21 protein-coding genes are annotated in these 20,743 nt (G+C 67.9%); 12 read left to right on the top strand and 9 right to left on the bottom strand.

The features are described from left to right. Nucleotides 1–4: 4 nt before the first annotated feature. The 3 genes from AC4ELH_RS24620 to AC4ELH_RS24610 are packed head-to-tail and all read right to left on the bottom strand — an operon-like array spanning nt 5 to nt 2,103. Nucleotides 5–580 carry a hypothetical protein gene (locus AC4ELH_RS24620; RefSeq protein WP_498887325.1) on the bottom strand — a complete coding sequence of 192 codons (576 nt, stop codon included), beginning with the start codon at nt 578–580 and terminating at the stop codon, nt 5–7. After that, entirely contained in the window at nt 577–1,740 is a 1,164-nt protein-coding gene (locus tag AC4ELH_RS24615; RefSeq protein ID WP_498887323.1) for a winged helix DNA-binding domain-containing protein, read from the bottom strand. Before AC4ELH_RS24615 ends, AC4ELH_RS24620 begins: the two co-directional genes overlap by 4 nt. Nucleotides 1,741–1,743: 3 nt before the next feature. Further along, entirely contained in the window at nt 1,744–2,103 is a 360-nt protein-coding gene (locus tag AC4ELH_RS24610) for a hypothetical protein (RefSeq protein WP_330220064.1), read from the bottom strand. A gap of 93 nt (nt 2,104–2,196) precedes the next feature. Between AC4ELH_RS24610 and AC4ELH_RS24605 the strand changes: the two genes are divergently transcribed. The 3 genes from AC4ELH_RS24605 to AC4ELH_RS24595 all read left to right on the top strand — a co-directional run bounded on the left by AC4ELH_RS24605 (nt 2,197) and on the right by AC4ELH_RS24595 (nt 5,704). Further along, nucleotides 2,197–2,691 carry a lipoprotein LpqH gene (locus AC4ELH_RS24605; RefSeq protein ID WP_498887337.1) on the top strand — a complete coding sequence of 165 codons (495 nt, stop codon included), beginning with the start codon at nt 2,197–2,199 and terminating at the stop codon, nt 2,689–2,691. A gap of 71 nt (nt 2,692–2,762) precedes the next feature. Further along, complete coding sequence (locus tag AC4ELH_RS24600; RefSeq protein WP_498887321.1) at nt 2,763–4,511, top strand: hypothetical protein; 1,749 nt, start codon at nt 2,763–2,765, stop codon at nt 4,509–4,511. Beyond that, the gene (locus tag AC4ELH_RS24595) at nt 4,508–5,704 is read left to right on the top strand and encodes a CHAT domain-containing protein (protein WP_463805015.1); all 1,197 of its coding nucleotides are present in this window, start codon (nt 4,508–4,510) and stop codon (nt 5,702–5,704) included. Before AC4ELH_RS24600 ends, AC4ELH_RS24595 begins: the two co-directional genes overlap by 4 nt. A 1-nt stretch (nt 5,705) precedes the next feature. Here the strand turns inward: AC4ELH_RS24595 and AC4ELH_RS24590 are convergent, their stop codons facing one another. Next, complete coding sequence (locus tag AC4ELH_RS24590) at nt 5,706–6,149, bottom strand: hypothetical protein (RefSeq protein WP_064957938.1); 444 nt, start codon at nt 6,147–6,149, stop codon at nt 5,706–5,708. Nucleotides 6,150–6,212: 63 nt separating this feature from the next. Here AC4ELH_RS24590 and AC4ELH_RS24585 point away from each other — a divergent pair, with 63 nt between their 5' ends. Continuing rightward, nucleotides 6,213–7,553, top strand: coding sequence for a hypothetical protein (locus AC4ELH_RS24585; RefSeq protein ID WP_498887318.1), 1,341 nt, complete (start codon nt 6,213–6,215; stop codon nt 7,551–7,553). Beyond that, nucleotides 7,550–8,641 (top strand): hypothetical protein, encoded by a 1,092-nt coding sequence (locus AC4ELH_RS24580; RefSeq protein ID WP_498887316.1) that lies wholly within the window; start codon nt 7,550–7,552, stop codon nt 8,639–8,641. Before AC4ELH_RS24585 ends, AC4ELH_RS24580 begins: the two co-directional genes overlap by 4 nt. Before the next feature lie 3 nt (nt 8,642–8,644). Here AC4ELH_RS24580 and AC4ELH_RS24575 read toward each other — a convergent pair whose 3' ends face one another. From AC4ELH_RS24575 to AC4ELH_RS24565, 3 genes are all read right to left on the bottom strand, one after another. After that, nucleotides 8,645–10,006 (bottom strand): alpha/beta hydrolase, encoded by a 1,362-nt coding sequence (locus AC4ELH_RS24575; protein WP_082941610.1) that lies wholly within the window; start codon nt 10,004–10,006, stop codon nt 8,645–8,647. Nucleotides 10,007–10,053: 47 nt separating this feature from the next. Continuing rightward, nucleotides 10,054–13,383: a bifunctional lysylphosphatidylglycerol synthetase/lysine--tRNA ligase LysX gene (lysX, locus tag AC4ELH_RS24570; protein WP_064881020.1), complete on the bottom strand. Its 3,330-nt coding sequence runs from the start codon at nt 13,381–13,383 to the stop codon at nt 10,054–10,056. Nucleotides 13,384–13,450: 67 nt separating this feature from the next. After that, nucleotides 13,451–13,837 carry a DUF1844 domain-containing protein gene (locus AC4ELH_RS24565; protein ID WP_055114753.1) on the bottom strand — a complete coding sequence of 129 codons (387 nt, stop codon included), beginning with the start codon at nt 13,835–13,837 and terminating at the stop codon, nt 13,451–13,453. Between the two features lie 263 nt (nt 13,838–14,100). Between AC4ELH_RS24565 and infC the strand changes: the two genes are divergently transcribed. The 5 genes from infC to AC4ELH_RS24540 all read left to right on the top strand — a co-directional run bounded on the left by infC (nt 14,101) and on the right by AC4ELH_RS24540 (nt 16,679). After that, complete coding sequence (infC, locus tag AC4ELH_RS24560) at nt 14,101–14,700, top strand: translation initiation factor IF-3 (protein WP_171055167.1); 600 nt, start codon at nt 14,101–14,103, stop codon at nt 14,698–14,700. A gap of 23 nt (nt 14,701–14,723) precedes the next feature. After that, nucleotides 14,724–14,918 carry a 50S ribosomal protein L35 gene (rpmI, locus tag AC4ELH_RS24555; protein ID WP_036449598.1) on the top strand — a complete coding sequence of 65 codons (195 nt, stop codon included), beginning with the start codon at nt 14,724–14,726 and terminating at the stop codon, nt 14,916–14,918. A 40-nt stretch (nt 14,919–14,958) separates the two neighbouring features. Next, the gene (gene rplT, locus AC4ELH_RS24550) at nt 14,959–15,348 is read left to right on the top strand and encodes a 50S ribosomal protein L20 (protein ID WP_003885175.1); all 390 of its coding nucleotides are present in this window, start codon (nt 14,959–14,961) and stop codon (nt 15,346–15,348) included. Between the two features lie 23 nt (nt 15,349–15,371). Further along, nucleotides 15,372–16,115, top strand: coding sequence for a TrmH family RNA methyltransferase (locus AC4ELH_RS24545; RefSeq protein ID WP_448448931.1), 744 nt, complete (start codon nt 15,372–15,374; stop codon nt 16,113–16,115). Nucleotides 16,116–16,238: 123 nt separating this feature from the next. Further along, entirely contained in the window at nt 16,239–16,679 is a 441-nt protein-coding gene (locus tag AC4ELH_RS24540; RefSeq protein ID WP_498887311.1) for a hemerythrin domain-containing protein, read from the top strand. A gap of 36 nt (nt 16,680–16,715) precedes the next feature. Here AC4ELH_RS24540 and AC4ELH_RS24535 read toward each other — a convergent pair whose 3' ends face one another. Together AC4ELH_RS24535 and AC4ELH_RS24530 are read right to left on the bottom strand one after the other, a co-directional pair. Next, on the bottom strand, nt 16,716–17,345 hold the full coding sequence (locus tag AC4ELH_RS24535; protein ID WP_498887309.1) for a bifunctional 4-hydroxy-2-oxoglutarate aldolase/2-dehydro-3-deoxy-phosphogluconate aldolase: 630 nt from the start codon (nt 17,343–17,345) through the stop codon (nt 16,716–16,718). 98 nt (nt 17,346–17,443) lie between these two features. After that, on the bottom strand, nt 17,444–18,751 hold the full coding sequence (locus AC4ELH_RS24530; RefSeq protein ID WP_498887307.1) for an amino acid deaminase: 1,308 nt from the start codon (nt 18,749–18,751) through the stop codon (nt 17,444–17,446). Between the two features lie 162 nt (nt 18,752–18,913). Between AC4ELH_RS24530 and AC4ELH_RS24525 the strand changes: the two genes are divergently transcribed. Next, nucleotides 18,914–19,975, top strand: coding sequence for a sugar kinase (locus tag AC4ELH_RS24525; protein WP_498887304.1), 1,062 nt, complete (start codon nt 18,914–18,916; stop codon nt 19,973–19,975). Beyond that, nucleotides 19,972–20,721: an IclR family transcriptional regulator gene (locus AC4ELH_RS24520; RefSeq protein WP_498887302.1), complete on the top strand. Its 750-nt coding sequence runs from the start codon at nt 19,972–19,974 to the stop codon at nt 20,719–20,721. The genes AC4ELH_RS24525 and AC4ELH_RS24520 overlap by 4 nt, the downstream gene beginning before the upstream one ends. Nucleotides 20,722–20,743: the final 22 nt, after the last annotated feature.

Genomic DNA, 20,743 nt, shown 5'->3' with positions numbered 1-20,743 from the left:
TCGGTCAGTGCATCGTGTGATAGCTCTGGAACGCGAACCAGTGCGGGCCGAGCCGTTTCGCCCACCCGATGACGTAGTCGCCCGATGACTTGTGTTCGGTCTGAGGCGGGTTGCCGTCGGCGCTGTAGGCGAAGCCATTCCACCCGTTCTGGTCGTCACGGTAGGTGAAGTCGACGAAGTTGTCGGCCCGGCCCGAGATGTACTCGATGGGGTAGCCGGCGATATGTCCGGGGTGTTTACCGAAGGTGGCATTTTCGTTGAACGCCTGCAGCGCCCGCTCGAACGCCGGTTGTGCTGTATACCAACGAATCTGAATCGGCACGCCGGCGTGGATCAGTAGAAAGGCCACCAGGGTCAGGATGGGCGGCGCCACCACGGCAATCCACTGCCGCGGTCGTCTGCCGGAGCCGCTCAGTAGACGGACCACGGCCACCAGCCAGGCGAACGCCAGCGCGAAAAGCAGCAGTGCCGAGATGTAGAAGAGAATGCCCGGGTCACCCGGGGCGGAGGCCCCGACCATCACGCCGATCAACACGAAGCCGACGACGATCGGCAGCACCCAACCGGCGAACCGCGTCATGAGCGCTTGGACAACGGGGAGGGGAACCGGGGATTGGCACGTGCCCCGGCCAGCCAGTCCGTGAGCGCATCGGCGCGTTGTTGCAGCGCGCGGGTGCCGTCGCGGCCGATCGTCTCCAGCAGGTGCAGTTGGACGCGGCCGTCGGAGTCCTGGCCCCAGCCGCCCACGATCCGGCCGTTCCACCAGGCCGTGGGCCCGCCGTTGCCGTTGGTGTCGAACACCTCTGGACGATGATCGCCGAGGTACCAGTCGCGGTCGAACCACCCCATCGTGGTGACGTCCAGACCCGGGAGCAGAGCGGCCCAGGGCTCAGCCTCGGGTTCGACATCGAGGTCGTCGGGCAGCACGTAGCCCGCGGTGCCCTCCAGATCGACCTCGACCGCGCCGATATCGCGCAGGGCGTGGCGGGCCCAGGTCAGGGTGTTGCCGAACCACCACTTGATGTCGGTGACCGTGGCGGGGCCGAACGTGCGCAACCAGGTGCGCACCAGCTCGGCGCGGGCATGGTCAGGGTCGGCTGTGGGCACCGTTGTCCCGAGCCAGTCGGAGGTGACCGCCCACCGCGGCCGCGAGTTGGTCCAGCCGCTGTCGTTGGGGCCGCGGACGATCTCGCCGCGTACCCCGAGCACCGTCAGAACCCTTGGGGAAAGCGGAGTCTCACCGCCCCAGCGCTTGCCCGGTGCCGGGTCGAAACTGCCGGCCAGTTCGGGCAGTGTGATGCGCAGTTGGGCTGCGGGGGTCGGCCCGTGCGCACGCAGATGGTCCAGGACTGCCTGGCACGCGGTGTGCAGCCACTGCGCGCCGTCGGCGGCCACCCCGGCTTTCTCCACATCGCCGACGAGCTTGCGCTGTTCGTTGCCGGCAACCCGGTCACTCGCCCCGGCCTGCACCAGCGGCAGGTCCTCGGTGCGCACGATCCACAGCGTGCGGCGCATCGCGAGGTGTTTGAGTAGCGTGCGCTGTCGGTACAGCTCGCTGTCGAGAACGTCGACGGTGAAGCCGGGCAGCCGCGCAAACAGGGACAGGTAAGGGGTCGAGGGATCAGTCGCGTGGAGGCCGACGAAAGCGCGTGCGGCGTCGTCGACGGAGGACGCCGGTTGGCTCAGGAAATGGCGCCGGGCCAGCCGGGCCCGCCGCTCGGCAACAGTGAACGTGCGCACGGATCAGGTGTCGTCCTTGTGCATGGACTCACGGATCTGCTGCAAGCGCTCGGCCGCCGCCTGCTGGCGCTTCTCGTACTGCTCCTCGATGGAGCGGCCCTCCGGAGTCTCGGCCGCCAGCTCCGCCGACCCGATCGCGGTGCCGTACCGGGTCTCGATCTTCTCCCGGACCGCGTCGAACGTCGGCACCCCGGCGGCGGTGTAGCCGGTGTCGGGCACCTCGACGGGTGCGGCCGGACCCGTGGCCGTAGCAGCAGGAACGATCTCACCCTCCACCGCAGCGGGCTCCTCGGTTTCTTCGGGCTGATCCGGGTGCTCTGGGTCCTTCGTCACGAAATCCACGTTACCTGCGGCAACCGACATTTCTTGGGATCGGTAGCACTTGGGCCCGCCTTCACTTGAGCGCAGGACGGAGCCATCGGGGCAACGTGAGACGAAGGGGAAGACGGAATGAGCATGAATCGAGTTATCGCAGGCGCCATGGGACTGCTCGCGACCGGTGCGGTGCTGGTGGGCTGCTCGGACGACAAGCCCGCCGACAAGCCCGCCGCATCGGCGGACCAGCCGGCCGGTGAGGCCAAGGTCAGCACCGGGGGCAACACCCAGGTCAAGGTCGACGGTTCGGACCTGGCCGGCCTCGACCTGAACTCGGTCAGCTGTGTGAAACAGGGCGGCAAGATCAACGTGGCCAGCGCCGCGATCGGCGGCCAGCAGGGCCTGGGTGTGGTGATGACCGACGAGGCCACCCCGAAGGTCGAGTCCCTCGGCCTGGTTTTCGACGGAAGCGCACTGGCGGTCAGTGAGGCGATGGGTGTCAAGGTCGGTTCCGCCGAGGTCAAGGTCGACGGGGACACCTACACCATCACCGGCGAGGCGTCGGGCGCCGACATGAAGAACCCGATGGCCGGGATGATCAACAAGCCGTTCACCATCACGGTGTCCTGCAGCTGATCTCCCGACATGGCGGGCGTGCCCGGCGGACCACCTGCCGGGCACGCCCGCACCTTTTATATGGTGCAGAGGTGACCATCGTCGGCGATCTAGACCGCGCACGTCACCTGGCGCTGGCCGCCGACGAGGGTGCTGCCCACGACCTCCTGCTGTCGTTGCTACCTCGGATCGAGCAGGCCGACCGCGACGACTATGCCTTCGAGGTGTTCGCCCAGCTCGGCGAGATCTTCCTGGTACGAACCGCGTATGACGGTGTGGTGGAGAGCATTTCCCGGATCCGTGACACCCTGGCGATCTACGCTGCGATCCGCTCGGGACAGCGGCCCGACCTTGCCGCACAGACCACCATGTCCGACGCCGAGATCGATCACATGATCTGCCGCTACTCCCGCCGGCTGGAGTTCCTCAAAGCCGGGCTGGCTGCCGCCCGCGGCGATCATGACGGTGCCGCAGCGCATCTGGCGACCCTGATCGAAACCGCCGGAGACTTTGACGATTTACGGCGTGAGCATCGTAACCTGATCTGCCACACCAGGATTCTGATCGCGGGCAGCCTGTGCGACGACGATCTGTATGCCGCATCGGTGCCGGTGTGGGCCGAGGTGCTCGAGGTCCTGGAGGACGGCGAAGCGCCTCGAGGTGAGGATGCCGAGGCTGATCATCTGTTCGTCACCGGAGCGCTCGGCTACGGTCGGTTCTGCATCGAGTCCGGTCGTCTGGACGAGGCCGAGCCATGGTTGCGCCGGGCCGGTGCCCGTGCGCAGGCCCGGGGCTGGAGACTCGCCACCGCCCGCGCCCAGCTCGAGCGGGGGGCTGCCGCCTGGACAGCCGGTCGGTACGCCGAGACCCAGGACCTGGTGACTGAGGCCTACCCGGTGATCGCCGAGCATGCCCGCGCCCATGATGTGTCCCGGAGCTGGTTGTACTTCGGTCTGATCCGGGTGGGCCTGGGCAGGTTGCGGGAGGCCGACGAATGTTGGGACCATGCCGAGCGGCATTGGCGCGAGATCGAGCGGCCCTTACATATTCACCGAATTCTGCTGCAGCGCAGTTGGATCGCCTTGTTCCGCGGCGCCTTCGACGAGGCGATCGCGATGGTGGAGGAGGCCAGGGCGCTGCTCGACGCATCGCCGCGGCGCAGCTGGTTGCAGTACGCGCGGCTGGATGCGCACCTGGGCAACATCTGGCGGGCCGACGCGCTGGCGGAGATGGGCTTCGACGGTTTGGGTAAACCGGGGCAGAGCTGGGAACAGGTGGAGGCTCGGCACGCCGCGGGGACCGGCACGTTCAACTGCCGCCCGGGCAGCCGCAAGTACCGCCGGGGGATGGTCAAGCTGGGCCGGGCCGCCGACCTGAAGGTGCCTGCCGCCCTCGCGGTTGATTCGGTGCGCTACACGATCACCGACGCCGGGGCCAGGGCCCGGTGGGCCGGCAGTGTCTCGGCGCCCTTGCTGGCGGGGGCATTCGCGGTGGCCTGGGAATCGGACAATACCGAGCTCACCTGTGAGCTGATCGAATACCACAGTGCACGAGGAACTTTCACCGCCGACAAAGCGGTCGATGCAGAGCAGTCCGCCGAATGGGCGGAGACGGCCACGGCCGTCGTTCCGGTCGAGGCCGAACTCGCCCCGCAACTCGCCGTCGCGGCCGCGGCTGCACCGGTTGACGCCGAAGGCTCGTTGACGCGGCTCGGACCGTTGCCGGCATTGCGGATCGACCCGAGTTCTGGCCCGATCCTGAGCCACTACCGGGAGCTGGCGCTGCAGCGGTATGGGCGGGACGTCACCGCCCCTGGCGCGGATTGGACGACCTGGCCATGACCGACACGCTGGTGATGCGTTTCGCCGACGTCGGCATCGCGACCTATGTCAGCCTGCGCGTGGTGGGAGAGCCGCAACGTTCGGTGACCTGGGTGATCGAGGAACCGCACATGGAGGCGGTGGAGGCGTTGTTCAACCCGGCGCTGCCGGATCCGATCGGTACCGAAACGCCCACCGAGGCAGTGGAACGGGCCGTGGTCACCGGCGCGTTCGCGACCCCGGAGTCCGAATTCGAACTGGCTCGCGTGCTCGGCTCGAATCTGATCGGCATCGACGCCTGGCAGCTGCTGGCCGACCGCGTCGCCGACGTCCGTCCGGTGCTGTTCGTGACGCCGAGTCCGCGGTTGGGTCGGGTGCCCTGGGGCCAGCTGGCGATGCCGGGCCCCCACGGCTTCCGGCTGATGGAGTTGGTGGACGTGCTGATGGCGGTACCGCCCAACATCGTTCATGCGCCGCGTAGCCCCGCCGGCTGGCCCGAACGCCAGGACCACCCGCCGGTGCTGGTACTGGATCCCCGGATTCCCGGGCAGCGACCGGATTCGGCGCTGGGCTCGGTGCTGGGCCGTCCATCGCCGCAGACGCCACTGTCGCAGCATTTCGATGAACTGGTGCGCGACACGGTCCTGCCGAAGGTCGACGCGGCCGTCGAGCTGTTCCGGCGCACGGACACCGACCGGGGCTGGTTGGCCGACGCCTGTGCGCAGGACCCGAGCCGGCTGCTCTACGTCGGGCATGCCAGTGCTGCAGACGGTGCCGCCGGGCACGCCGATCGTGCAGCCCTGCACCTGGCCGAGGCCCGGCCGCTGACCGCGGGGGAGATGATTGCGACACAACTGCCGATTCCACCCCGAGTGGCGTTGCTGGCGTGCGCATCCGGCGGTGACTACCGGTTCGACGAGGCCGCCGGATTGGTGGCCGCGATGATCCTGGGTGGTGCGCAACTGGTGACGGCGACCTTGTGGTCGCTGCCGACCACGGCCGGGTTCCGTCAGTTCGGTTCGGCCGGCGCCGAGGCCGATCCGATGACCGACACCATCGTCGGCGTGGATCTGGCTCATCGCGAGAACGACGCGGGTCTGGCGGTGAACCGCTGGCAGCGGGCGATGATGCGCCGGTGGCGTGACGGTGACCGGACCGCCAGCCCCTTGCACTGGGCCGCACTGGCCACCTTCACCGTCGACGGCGCCCGCTGAGTCAGGACGGGGTGACGCAGACGGCCACCGTGTTCTCATCGCCCGGCCGGTAGTACGCATCGATCACGTTGCCCGGTGACACCTTCGCCAGCGCCGACGCGGGGATCAGCGCGCGTTGATGCACCGGGAACTGGCCGCCGTCGCGCCGGCTGACCATCAGGTCGAGTTCGACCTCGCGGTAGTCCTCGCGGATGGTCCCGGTGGCCCGCATTCCGGTGATGATCCCGCGTGACCGGGTGCCGGTACGGATCAACTCGAGCTGCACCCGGGTGATGAGTCCCTTGCGGATCAGCATGTGGTCGAACTCGGCCACCAGCTCGCCGAGGGTGACCAGACGCTCGTCGGCCTCGTCGTTGCGGCGGACACCCCGCACCCGGCGGGTGGCGCTCAGCGCGGCGCCGGCGCAGAACAGGCACAGGACGGCGAGCAGCACGGTGTCGGTCATGTCCCCAAGGGTCCGGCCGAGCGGGCGCTACCGAACCCAACTTCGGCCTCTATCCTGGTGCCGGTGAGCATCGGGTCCGAAACGTCTGGGGCGCAGACCGGCCCCGTTTCGGGTGTGGATGCTGCCCAACCACGCCGTGCGGTGATCGATCGCGCCTGGCGCGCTCTGGGCCCCGGGGTCGAGGTGTTCAGCGGCGACGACGGCGGGCCGCTACGCCGCACGGTCAAACGGATCATCGACCCGCTGGTGCTCAGGCTGCGCAGCAACACCCACTACTCGGCGCCGGTGCTGGCTCCCGAGGTGGCGGCCGAACTGCACGCGCAGATGATCCGCAACGGCCCGCAGCTGCGGGCCGCCGCAGCCTGGTTCACCGAGCTCAAACAGCAGCGCCGACGCCTGCGCATCACCACCGGCAACGCCCAGGAGCTCTATTTCCCGGTGTGTTTCGAACTTGCGGTGACCCGAGGTGTCCCGTCCTCGGATCGCGCGGTCGTGGCCGCAGAGGTGCTGGCCGATCTCCACCAGGGCCGTGACCGCACCGCCACCGAGGCCCTCAATCAGCACGTGGCCGATCCGCACGTCATCGACCGGTTGCGTCGCCAACTCGACCGCAGCTGGCAAGACGTCGTGGCATCCGACGCGATCACCGGTCCGTTCTTCGCCGGTCTGGTGACCGTGCTCGGCCCGGCCGACAGCCACCGTGCCGAGGCGGCCCGCCGGCGGGTGTGGTCGGCGCTGGTGGCCGACGCCACGCCGTACAACCTTGGTGCCGGGACTCGCCACGCGGACGCCGGGCTGCCGTGGTCGATCGTTGATATCGGGCTGAGTTCAACGCTGCCGCAACAGCACCCGACGATCGATGGTCCTGCCGAGGGGGACCGTCCACTGGACCGCACGGTGGTGGACCGGGTGCGCGCGACATTGCGCCGGGCACTCGACCGCGACGAACTACCCGACATCCCGTTGCTGTGCGCCGAGGAGGTGGACCGGGCCTGCGCCCCGTGGGGGCTGCTGGCCGAGGACAAACAGGCCGGGTTGCTCGCGGGCATCGAGGTGGCTACCGACCTACATCCGCTCGACGCGTCGGCCGCGGGCCGCTACCAGCTGTCGGCACGCATCCAGGCCCGGCTGGCCAAGGAGGCCTACGTGCTGCACGCCCGCCGCTATCTGGCGGACGGTGCCGCGGTGCACCCGCGTCAGCGGCAGGTCATCGATGATCTTGCCGCCTTCTGCCGTCCCTATCTGAGCCGGCTGTGGGCGCGGTTGCACGGCCGAGATGTCTGGCAGGAGTCCTGCGCGGATGTCGACGACCTGCGGTCCCTGCTGGAAGGTGTGGCCAGATCGGTCAGCCTCGACCACCGCCAGCGAATCAAGGCGATGCTGGAAGTGCAGGTGGCAGAGTGAGATTGGCTGCTGTCGGCGGGCTGTGGAGTACCGGTCGGCGCACCGGCGCCGTGCCTGTGGTCGCGGTTCTCGAGGTCAGCGGCGCCGTTCTGTCCTGGGTTGTGGATGAGGGTGTCGGCGAACCGCCTTCCATCACCTTCACCGACCCCGAGCGCGCGGACTGGCTGTGGCGGGTGGTCGGGGAGTCAGGCCACGTCGCGCTCCTGGACGCACTGCGCCACCGGGAGACCGGAGAGCCGGTCGACCTGGCCGGGGTCGAGATGCTGCCCGGTACGACGGACCCCTTGCGGCGCTTGGCAATCGGACACTGGTTGCGGCGGTGGTGGCCGGCGAGTGACCGGGACGGCATCGCGGCACTGGAACGACCGGTGCTCGACGCGGAACTGGCACTGCTGACGGTGCGTGCCGAGGATTTCTTCACCGACGACACGCTCGACTCCGACGTTGCCGGCCTGCTGGCGCCACATCTCGGCGTGTTGAGTTCCTTTGCCGGCCAGGGTGATCCGAGGATTGCGGCGCTGGTCGAGGAATGCCGGGAGCTGGCCGGTGAGATCGGGCTCGACTGGCCGGACCCCGTCGGTGCCGCACCCCGGCGCGACGACTACGCCCTGGCGGCGGGCGCCGGCGAGGGTGCGATTGCGGCAGGACTGATCGCCCGCGGCACCGGCACCGTCGCGTGGTCGGCGGTGCCGCCCGGTGTGTTCGACGCCGCCGAGGGCACCGTCGAATGGTCGGTGACGGCGGCCGGCGCGGGCGTTGCCGCAGAGGTGCAGGTGGCGCTTTCGGGGCTGGATTCGCCGCTGGGTATCGAGGTGGAGATACGCGGTAACGGTTGCGCCGCTTCCGGTTTCCTCGATGCCACGGGTCGTGCGGTACTGGAGTTGCACGATCCGGAGGGACAGCCGCTCAGCGAAACCCAGGCCTGGAACCTGGACTGGCCCCACACCTCGGTGCGGGTCGGGGCCGCCGGCGCCGGCGAGTCGGTCTCCGACCGCGACCGGGTGCGGGCAGTCGCGCGGGCCCGGCTGGCCGTTCCCGGTACAGATGCCTTCCTCGCCGAGCTCCGCGCGGCCGAATCCGACTACTGACCGCTATTTGGCGGCCGTCTGGATGAACGCCGCCGAGGGTGACGACTGCGGCAGTCCGACTGCGGGCGCCTGCGGCGTGCCGATCGCGCCGGCCAGCCAGGGGAGGGCAGCGGTGAACGCGTGGCTGGCGAACGGCCAGTCATGGGTGCCTTGATGCGTCACCACCGCGCACTCGATGCCGTGTTTCGACCCGAGCGCACACAGGGCGTTGGCGGCCTTGGCCTGGTCGTTGGCGCGGGCTGCGGGCTTGCCCGGCGTGGACGTGTCGTTGACGTCGAACCAGCCGGCCATCTGGTCGTACGGCCCGTGCCGGTTGATCACGGTGCTCGGGTCGAATGCGTCCCATGCGGCGGTGCTGCCGCCGAACAACCGGTCGATGGTCTGCGCCTTGGTTCCCGAGTTCGGGCCGAGGTCACCGGCGATGTCGACGAACGCGCTGAACAGCTCGGGGTGCATGACCGCCAGGTCCACGGCGCAGGTGCCGCCCATCGACCAACCGACTATGCCCCATCCGGCGGCCGCCGGATTGACGCCGTAATGGCTGTTCATATATGGGACAACGTCTTTGGTGAGATGGTCGGCGGAGTTTCCGCGCTTGCCGTTGACGCATTCGGTGTCGTTGTTGAAGGTGCCCCCCGGGTCGACGAACGCGAGCACGGGCGCGTAACCGTGGTGGGCGGCGGCGAAATCGTCCATCGACTTGATCACATTGCCCGCCCGCATCCAGTCGGCCGGGGTGTTGAACTCACCGCCGATCATCATCACGGTAGGCAACTTCGGCGCGGGATTGGCGGCGAACCACGCCGGCGGCAGGTACACGTACTCGCCGCGATGCCGGAAACCCGAGGCCGTGTTGGGGATTTCGACGGGGACCACGCTGCCCTTGGCGGGGATGGTGCCCTGGCGTTGCATGGCGGTCACCGTGACCTGATCGGTCTGGTCGGGTAGCGGGCCGGCGGTCAGCTGGTTCCACGCGGTCTGCACCCACGGGAAGTAGCCGACCCACAGGTTCAGCGCCAGCGCGGTGCACAGCAGCGTCAGCGGGATTGCCATGACGGCGGAACCGCGCCGCCACCACTGGCTGCCGCGCCAGCCGGCAGCCAGAACCACGACCGCCACGCCGGTCAGCGCGATCCACACCCACAGCGACCGCGGCGCCGGATTCCCCGCCAACCCCTCGGACTCGATGTACCAGTTGGTGCCCGCGACCAGGACGCCGCCGACCGCGGCGGCGAACGGCAGCCAGATGAGTGCCCAGCGACGGGTACGCCAGCCGATTGCGGCGATCAACACCACGGCGGTGATGACTTGGATGCTGGTCGGAACCCAGCCGTGCATCAAGGACAGGTGGTGAGTGAAGGTCACAGCAATATCGTCGCCGCCCAATCTTGGGATCGGCTGTGAGGAGCCTGCTAACGAGGTTTGGCCAGGGGAAACGGCAGCGTTTCGCGGATGCTACGTCCAGTTATCAACATGACCACGCGGTCCACGCCCATACCGAGACCACCGGTCGGCGGCATCGCGTACTCCATGGCCTGCAGGAAGTCCTCGTCGAGCTCCATCGCCTCGGGGTCACCGCCCGCGGCCAGCAACGATTGCTCCTGCAGTCGGCGGCGCTGTTCGACGGGGTCGGTGAGCTCACTGTAGGCGGTACCCAGTTCGACGCCCCAGGCCACCAGATCCCAGCGTTCGGCAACCCCGGGGATGCTGCGGTGCGGCCGGGTCAACGGCGACACCGAGGTGGGGAAGTCCTTGTAGAACGTCGGCTCTTCCGTGCGGTCCTCGACGAGGTGCTCGTACATCTCCAACACCACCGCGCCGGCGTCCCAGTGGGTCAGATAGGGGATGTGCGCCGCATCGCAGAGCCTGCGCAGGGTGGCCAGGTCGGTCTCGACGGTGACGTGCTCGCCGAGGGCTTCCGACACCGCGTCGTGCACGGTCTTTACCGCCCACCGACCCGAGATGTCGACCGGCTCGAGGACTCCGTCGGCGCGCGGCCGCTGGAAGACCTGGGCCCCGTTGGCGGCCTGCGCGGCATTTTGGATCAGCTCACGGCAGCCGTCGATCCACACGTTGTAGTCGGCATGCGCCTGGTAGGCCTCCAGCAGGGTGAACTCCGGGTTGTGGCTGAAATCCACGCCTTCGTTGCGGAATGCGCGGCCCAGTTCGAAGACCCGCTCGACGCCGCCGACGCACAGCCGCTTGAGGTAGAGCTCGGGTGCGATCCGCAGATACAGGTCCAGGTCGTAGGCGTTGATGTGGGTCAGGAACGGCCGGGCGTTCGCTCCGCCGTGGATCTGTTGCAGGATCGGGGTTTCGACTTCGAGGAAACCCTTGGCGTACAACGTTTCCCGGATGGCATGCAGAGCGCCGCTGCGGGCCCGGATCAAGTCCCGCGCCTCGGTGTTGACGGCCAGATCCACGTAGCGCGCCCGCACGCGAGCCTCTTGGTCGGTCAGGCCCTTCCACTTGTCCGGCAGCGGGCGGAGACATTTGCCGGTCAAACGCCAGCTGTCGACGAGCAGTGAGGGGGTGCCGTTGCGGCTGTGGCCCATCGAACCGCTCACCTCGATCAGATCGCCCAGATCGATGGTTGCGGTGAAGTCTGCGGTCGTGGCCTCGGTCAGGCGGGCGTTGTCGAGCAGCAACTGGACTTCGCCGGACCAGTCGCGCAACTGGGCGAACAGCACACCGCCGTAATCCCGGATCCGCAGGATCCGGCCGGCGACGGTGAGCGTGTTCCCGTCGACCGATTCCAGTGCGGCGGCAATGGTGTGGCTGGGGGCCTGGCCCACCGGATAGGCGTCCACGCCGGCGGCCTGCAACTGCCGCAACTTCGCCATCCTGACCCGCACCTGCTCGGGAAGCCGCTGCTGCTCGTCGCCGTCGGCCGGGTCGATCGGCAGCCCGGACATGTCAGGTGCGCTGCCGTCGTGATGCAACCGGCCCGAACCCACCAGATCCGCCGGGGCCGCGACGTGCTCGCCGGTGTGCTGCTTGTTGCGCCGGGAGAACGGCAACACCAAAAATCCCTCGGCGATCACCGAGGCCACCCCGACCCGGGGGATCAGCCGTGCGTCCTCGTAGCAGGCGTACCGGGGCACCCACTCGGGCTGGTACTTCATGTTGGAGCGGTACAGCGTCTCCAGTTGCCACCACCGGGAGAAGAACACCAGCAGGGCCCGCCACAGCCGGGCCACCGGACCGGCGCCCAGCTGTGCGCCCTGCTGGAACGCCGACCGGAACATTGCGAAGTTCAGTGAGATCCGGCTGACCCCAATGCTTTCGGACTGCATGCACAGTTCGCTGACCATCAGCTCGATGGTGCCGTTGGGGGATTGCGGGGAGCGGCGCATCACGTCGAGCGAGACGCCGTTGGTGCCCCACGGCACCAATGACAGCAGCGCGACCACCTCCGGCTCGGGGTTGCCGTCGCGCTGCTGGACCGCCTCGACGAGCAGGCAGTCACCGTCGGCCGGGTCGCCGAGCCGGCCCAGTGCCATCGAAAAGCCGCGTTCGGTCTCGGTGTCTCGCCACGCGTCGGCGCGCCGGATCACCTCGTCCATCTCGGCCCGGTCCAGCTCACGGTGGCGCCGCATGCGCACCGTGGTGCCGGCGCGCCGGGCCCGGGTGACGGCCTGGCGCACCGCACGCATGTCGGGCCCGGACAGCCGGAAGTTGTCCGGATGCAGAATGGCTTCATCGCCGAGCTGCAGCGCGTTCAGGCCGGCTGCCCGAAACGCCTCGGCCGCCGCCGAACTGGCGCCCATCACGCCCGGGGCCCAGCCGTAGGTCTGGCACAACTGCAGCCAGGCCGCGATCGCCTGTGGCCACGATTTGGGATCACCGACCGGATCGCCGCCGGCCAGGCACACGCCCACCTCGACGCGGTAGGCGATGGCGGCCCGGCCGTTGGGCGCGAACACCACCGACTTGTCGCGGCGAGTGGCGAAGTATCCCAGCGAATCGTTCTTGCCGTAGACCTCCAACAGGCCGCGGATCGCCGATTCGTCCTCGCCCGTCAACGCATTGGAGGCGCGCTGTGACTGGAAAAGCACGATCGCGGCGGCCATCAACGCCATCGCGCCGAACAACCCGAAGATCGCGTTGAGGAACGTGTGCGAATAGCCCTCGAAAACCTCGGTCGGGACGGTCGCGAAACCGCTCACCCGGTTGACCGCGTACAGCAATCGCCATTCCGGGGGCAGGGTGCCGGGGAACAGCTCCAGCAGTGCCCAGGCGGCCAAGATGCCGATCGCCATGCCCGCGACCAGGACCACGGCGGATTTGAGCAGGGCGCCGCGGCGCACCTTGGCCCAGAACTGATTACGCGCCAACACCAGCGCGACGATGGCCACCACGTGGAACACCACGCCGATGACCTCGCCGACGTCGTCGGCGACGGGGTCGCCGCCGGTGGCGAGATCGCCGAGGTTCCAGCCGATCGCGCCCACCATGTAGAGCACGAGAATCCACCAGGCGATCCGCTTGCGGGCGGCCAGCGCAGCCGCCAGCAGCGCCAGTACGAACGCCCACGCGAAGCTGGTGTCGGGGAAGTTGAAGATGTAGTCGTTGACGAACTCTCGCGGCACCTGGATCAACCAACGCACCGCAGGAGACACACTGGCGATCAGCGAAAGAGTGGCGATCACCCCGACGATCCAGCCGGCTGCTGCGGGAACCCAGGAGAACCTCGACGCGGGCTGGACCCCGGTGCGGCTGCCGCGGCTGATAACGGTCATACGCCCGGAGAATAGGCGGTCAAACCGTCAATTGGGTCCACCACGCGCACAGACACCGCGCAGGTGATTACCAGACTGGGCCGGTGTACTTCTCGCCTGGGCCTTTGCCGGGCTCGTCGGGATGCGCACTGGCTTCGCGGAACGCCAGCTGCAGGCTCTTGAGGCCGTCGCGCACCGGGCCTGCGTGCGGTCCCAGGTATTCGGCCGATGCCGTCACGAGTCCGGCCAGTGCGGTGATGATCCGGCGGGCTTCATCAAGATCACGATGCGGGCTATCGTCGGGATCCTCGGCAGAGAGTCCGATCTTCTCGGCCGCGGCGCTCATCAACATGAGGGCCGCCCGGGTGATGACTTCCACCGCGGGGATGTCGGCGAGTTCGCGAACGGCTGGGCCGTCCAGATTGCCTGAGTCCTGCGGCGTCGCCTCGTCGGGCGTTTCGGTCGGATCCGTCATGCCTGCTAGACTGTCATGCGCGACCGTCCCGGCTCATGTCAGGGACAGCAAGTGGAGTCCCACTCCCACCGTTGGCCACAAGGTACAACGGTCCGGTCGCCGGTGTTCTCGGACACCGGTTCTGTGCTCCGGCTTTGGAGCTGCAGGCGGCGCAAGCCGTGATCGGTCGGCATTGGGCCCTGCTTTGAGCAGGGCTTTTCTGTTCTTCGGGGCAGAGATGCGGATGGGTGGGTCTCCTCAGCAGACCCAACATAGGAGGCCCCATCAGCACTGAGACCCGCATCAACGAGCGCATCCGCGTACCTGAAGTCCGCCTGATCGGACCGAACGGCGAGCAGGTAGGCATTGTCCGCATCGAAGATGCTCTCCGCGTCGCCGCGGATGCCGATCTCGACCTCGTCGAAGTTGCACCAGCCGCAAAACCCCCGGTCTGCAAGATCATGGATTACGGCAAGTTCAAGTACGAGACGGCACTCAAGGAGCGCGAGTCTCGCAAGAACCAGCAGCAGACTGTCGTCAAGGAACAGAAGCTGCGTCCCAAGATCGACGATCACGACTACGAGACGAAGAAGGGCCACGTGGTCCGCTTCCTCGAAGCCGGATCCAAGGTCAAGGTGACCATCATGTTCCGCGGACGCGAGCAGTCCCGGCCCGAACTCGGGTACCGGTTGTTGCAGCGGTTGGGCGCAGACGTGGCCGAGTACGGCTTCGTCGAGACCTCAGCCAAGCAGGACGGCCGCAACATGACGATGGTGCTGGCACCGCACCGCGGCGCGAAGACTCGCGCCAAGGCGGCGGAGCAGGCCGAGCGCCCAGGCGGGCAGCAGGCCGCATCAGAAGAACCAGACGTTACGCAGAACTAGTTTCAACACAGAACTGAGGATTCATGCCCAAGGCGAAGACCCACAGCGGAGCATCGAAGCGCTTCCGCAAGACCGGGACCGGCAAGATCGTGCGCCAGAAGGCCGGCCGCCGCCACCTGCTGGAGCACAAGGCCACCAAGCGCACCCGCCGGCTTGACGGCCGCACCGTGGTTGCAGCCAACGACACCAAGCGTGTCAACAAGTTGCTCAACGGCTAGACCTGCCGCTCCCCGTACCGAACGAGAATAGGAACATCCCATGGCACGCGTGAAGCGCGCACTCAACGCCCAGAAGAAGCGGCGTACCGTACTCAAGGCATCGAAGGGCTACCGGGGCCAGCGGTCCCGTCTGTACCGCAAGGCCAAGGAACAGCAGCTGCATTCGCTGACCTACGCCTACCGCGACCGTCGCGCCCGCAAGGGTGAGTTCCGCAAGCTGTGGATCTCGCGTATCAACGCTGCGGCCCGCGCCAACGACATCACCTACAACCGCCTGATCCAGGGCCTCAAGGCCGCCGGCGTCGAGGTGGACCGCAAGAACCTGGCCGAGATCGCCGTCAGCGACGCCGCCGCGTTCACCGCGCTGGTCGAGGTCGCCAAGGCCGCTCTTCCCGAAGATGTCAATGCGCCCTCCGGAGAGGCCGCCTGACGCTCACCGAGCGTTCTGCCCGGGTGGCTGCTGCGGTCAAACTGCAGCGCCACGTCGGGCGCCGCCGCGCCGCACGCTTCCTTGCCGAGGGACCCAACCTCGTCGAGGCCGCGTTGCGGCGCGGACTTGTTTCCGAGGTGTTCGCGACCGAGGCCGCCATGGACCGTTTCGGCGATCTGCTGGCCGCCGTGCCGGTGCAGCTGGTCACCGAGCGTGCGGCGAAAGCCTTGTCGGACACCGTGACACCGGTCGGCCTGGTGGCGGTGTGCCGGCTGCCGGAAGTGTCCCTCGATGACGTTCTGGCCGCTGAGCCCCGGCTGATCGCGGTACCCGTGCAGATCTCGGAGCCGGGCAACGCGGGCACGTTGATCCGGGCCGCCGACGCGATGGGTGCCGACGCGGTGGTGCTGGCGGGCAACAGCGTCGACCCCTACAACAGCAAGTGTCTGCGGGCGTCGGCCGGCAGCATCTTCTCTCTGCCGGTGATCGGCGAGCCCGATGAGGCGGCAACCGTTGCGCAGCTGCAGGCCGCCGGAATGCAAGTGCTCGCCACCACGATCGACGGCGAGGTCAGCCTCGATGATGTGCACCTGGCCGGGCCCACAGCCTGGCTGTTCGGGCCCGAAGCCCACGGCCTGCCAACCGAACTGGCGGTGGCGGCCGATCACCGGGTGCACATTCCGATGCCCGGACACTCCGAAAGTCTCAACATCGCCTCGGCGGCATCGATCTGCCTGTATCAGAGCGCCCGCGCCCACCGCAGATAGTGCGCCGAATGGCCACTTATCGCACGGTTTTTCGCGATTCGGGTATCACAAGTGGCCACTCGGGTGATGTGACACGATGCTGTGGGGAGGTGCGTCGTGTGCCAATACTGCGGATGCCGGGACATGCCACTGCTGCGGGATTACATCGCCGAGCACGAGCGGGCTGTCGACCACGGCCGTGAAGCGGTGCGCGCCATGGACCGCGGTGAGCTGGACGTGGCCCGCCGGCGGCTGGGGGAGATGTTCGAGGAGTTGCGCTCCCACTGGCAGGGTGAGGAGAACGGGCTGTTCGCGGTGATGCACACTGACGAGCTCTACGCCGAGCACATCGACCCGCTGGTGGCCGAACATCGTGAGCTGGCCGCGTTTCTCGAGGTGGTCGACCTGTCCGACCCTGACGATCAGAAACGGGTCCGCAAGGAGATCGAAGAGCTCTACGTCCACATCGCAAAAGAAGAGGACGGGTTGTTTCCGGCCGCGCTCACCGCGCTCGACGGGCCCGACTGGGACGCCGCGATGGCAGGCTGGCAACAGGCACACCCCGGCCGGCACATGATTTCCTGACCCTCGCGGCGTGGACCAGTGATGGTTGGATCAGGCTCAGCGGGAAATGGCGGCGACGAAACTCTTTGCCCGGTTGGTGATTTCATCCCAGTTCGCGGTCGCGACATGCGCCGGTGAAACGACGCCGGTACCTGCGCACACGGCGAGCGCGCCCGCATCGAGGTAAGCCCGGGCGTTTCCGTCGTTGATTCCGCCGGACGGCAGCAGCTCGACGTCCGGGTATGGCCCGTGCAGATCGGACAGGTATTTCGGACCCATGCTGCCGGCTGGGAAGATCTTCACCGCAGCGGATCCGAGATCGACCGCCTGTGCCACCTCGGTCGGGGTGAGTGCACCCAGGAACACCGGTATCGAGCCGGCCGTCGCGACCTCGGCGACCTCGGGTCGAAGGCCGGGGGTGACCAGGAAGCGCGCACCCGCGTCGATGGCGTCGCGGGCTTGGCCGGCAGTCATCACGGTGCCGACGCCGAGCGTGATCCCAGCCCCGGCCACCGATTCGGCGCACGAGCGCAGGTGCTCGAGAATGCCGGGGGTGGTGAATGTCAGCTCGACCGTGCGGATACCACCCGCCGCGAGCGCGTGGCACAGATCGGCCGCGTCCGGAATCGTCTCGGCCCGGACGACGCTGAGCACACGATCCGCCCGGAGGACGTCGAGTTCTGTCATTGCACACCTCCACTCACGCCGCGTCGCAGCGACCGTCCGGCTGTCGCGCCGTCGACGACAGTGGCTGAGCGGATCAGGGCGGGCATCGCGTATCCGGGTCAGAAGTAGGTGCGGATGAGGTCGATGACGACGGGATCCGTCTCGTCGGGGGCCACGACCGGGATCCATCGCCACTTGTCGAAGGCCGTGCACGGGTGGGAAAGCCCCAGTCGTACAACGTCACCCACGCGAATGTCCGAGCCGGGCTGGATGGTCAGGAACGCGTGCTGGTCGTTGAGGGCCACGATCTCGGCTCCCGTGAGGCGACGGGCGGGTGCGCCGAGTTGCGAAGCGATCAGTTGCGGCGTTGGGAGACCCTCGTCGAACGGGACGTCGCGCTTGCCTGCGTCCAGCAGGGCCAGCCCCGGTTCCGGGCGCGACACCACCCGGGCCCAGGTGTGCATCGCCGAGCGCAGCCGGTACGGCTCGTCACTGCGGCGGAACGGCGTGATCCCGGTGTAGAAACCGTCGTCGTGGATGATGTAGGCCCCCGCGCGGACCACGACATGTGTGTGACCGCCGGCCAGTGGGGCCAGCACATCCGCCACGGCATCGAAATAGGCACTGCCGCCGGCGGTCACGTATCGGTCGGACCCGGCGAGGTAGAGGCCTGCGGCGTCGATGCGCCGGTGCAGCCGGGCCATGTCCTCCAGGTAATGCCGGACCCGCGCCAGTGACGTGACCGACGCGTCGTGCGCCAGCGATCCCTCGTAGCCGGACACCCCGGCGACGCGCAGCACTGCGCTCGCCGCGATGTGCTCGGCCACCGCCGCGGCCTCGTCCACCGAACGCGCGCCGGTGCGACCGCCGGCCGCCCCGAGTTCGACGAGCACCGGGATCGGCCGCGCCACCTCGGTTTCGGCGAGGGCCGCGTTCATCGCATCGACGGTGGCCGGCGAGTCCGCCCAGGTGATCACCTCAAGGTCGGAATGGGCAGACATCTCCCCGGCGAGCCAGCGCAGCGCGGTCGGGTCGACAAGGGCATTGGCGAGCTGGATCCGGCGCACCCCGAAACTCACCGCGACCCGCACCTGGCTGGGCGTGGCAAGGGTGATACCCCATGCGCCGCTGCGTATCTGGCGGTCCCACAACACCGGCGACATGGTGGTCTTGCCATGGGGTGCCAGTTCGACCCCGTGCGCACTGCACCAGGCGGACATGGCGGCCACGTTGTCCTCGATCGCCGAATTGTCCAGTGTCATCACCGGTGTGGTGAATTCCGAGAGGCGGGGGCGAGTGGCGAGGAACTCCTCGGTGGTGAGCCCATCGGCCGCGGCGGGGAGGGCCTTGTCCAATACGGACAGCCGTTCGGAGCGGAGGTCGCCCAATGCTCGACTGTCCAGCAGTGGCTCACCTCGCGTCGTCATGCCGATCCTTGTCCTCCGTGGTGATTTCCTTGGTGGCGATTGCGGTGGCAATCGGCGTGAGCTGCTCTGTTGCATATAGTGCAATCACAGTTGCAATTTCGTATGTGATCTGTCTAACATGAGTGGCGACACCGCGTCAATCGTCTGACCCCAAGGACCGCAGTGCCCGAATTGCCCGCACCTACTGCCGGCGGCGTCGCCTGCCTCGGTGAACCGCTGGTGCTGGCCGGTGCGGAAGCCGAACTGCACCTGGCCGGTACTCAAGCTGAACTGCACCTGGCCGGTACTCAAGCTGAACTGCACCTGGCCGGTGCGGAAGCCAACGTGGCGGCCGGCCTCGTCGCCTGGGGCATCCCCGCGTCGTTCATCGGCCGGCTCGGTGACGACGCCTACGGGGCATTGATCACATCCGAGTTGACCGCGCGCGGCGTCGACATCTCCGCGGTCGAGATCGATCCCGAGCTGCCCACCGGGTACTACTCGAAGGTGGCCGCGCCGGATACCAACGGGGAGCCGCGCAGCGTCAGCCGGTATAGCCGGACGGGGTCGGCGGCGTCGGCGATGTCACCCGAATTCCTCGATGCGCCGGCGGTTGTGACCGCGTTCGCGCATGCATCGGTGGTGCACTGCAGCGGCATCACGCCTGCCCTGTCGCCGACCTGTCGGGCCATGATGCGCCGGTTGCTCACCGACCGACCAGGCATCGACGGGCCGGTGAGTTTTGATGTGAACTGGCGTGAACAGCTGTGGCCGAACGGCGACACCGCCGAGGTGATTGCGCTGGCCAACCTGGCCGACGTGGTGTTGGTGGGCGCCGACGAGGCGCTCCGCGTCATGGGGACCGACGACCCAATTGCATTGCGCCGCATCTTGCCGGATCCCGCGACGCTGGTCATCAAGGACGGAGCGGATCAGGCGCTGGCTGTCGACCGCTCCGGCGAGGAGTTCGTCGTCCCTGCACTACGCGTCGACGTGGTGGAACCGGTGGGTGCAGGGGACGCATTCGCCGCCGGATTCCTCAGCGGCGTCGTCCTCGATGAAGACCCCGAATCATGCTTGCGGCGCGGTCACATCGGAGCTGCCGTCACCCTGACTGTCGCGGCGGACTCCGCGCCACCCCCGCCCGACGAGCTGATCGAGCATCTGCTCATCTGCACCGACGGCGAGTGGGCTGCCACGAGGGTGAGCGAGGTCGGGTTCACAGTGTGCGGGAGCAGGCGGTGAGTCAGAGCGTCGCGCGCGCACTGCAGTTGTTGATTCAGCTCGGCAAAGGTCCGGCCGGCCTGGACGAGCTGGCGGCCGCCACCGATGTGCACAAGACCACCGTGATGAGGCTGCTGCGCACTCTGTCCGAGGAGCGGTTCACCTACCGCGACAACAACAACCGGTATCACCTCGGATCACGGATATTCGAACTGGCTGCCCACGGCACCGACCAGCGGGAGATCCGCCAGATCGCTTCGCGGTACCTCGTCGAGTTCAATCGCGAGTACGGCCGCACCACTCACCTCGCCGCGATGGAAGGCGGCGACATCGTGTATATCGACAAGCTCGAATCGCACGATCAGATCCGCATGTACTCGCGAATCGGCTTGACCGCCAACCTGAATTCCACCGCCGTGGCCAAGGTGATTCTCGCTGACCTGTCCGATGCCGAACTGCGGCCGATCGTCGCCACGATGGACTTCACCCAGCGCGCCGCCAACACCATCACCACCCCGGAGGCATACCTGCGGGAAATCGAGACCGTGCGCGCGCAGGGCTGGGCGCAGGACCGTGAAGAGAACGAGCCGTCGATCAACTGCGTGGGAGCACCGATCCGCGGTGCGAATGGGCGTGTGGTCGCTGCGGTTTCGGTGTCGGTGCCCGATGTGGTGCTGCCCTTTGAGCGCGTCCTTGAACTCCTGCCTCCGCTGCAGGCGGCAACCCGACGCATCTCGGCCGAGTGCGGTTACCGTCCACCCTCCTGATTCAGCGATAGCACCGAAACCA

It is taken from the genome of Mycobacterium shunyiense, from assembly GCF_058270075.1.
This window is presented reverse-complemented; position numbering and strand designations above follow the sequence as displayed.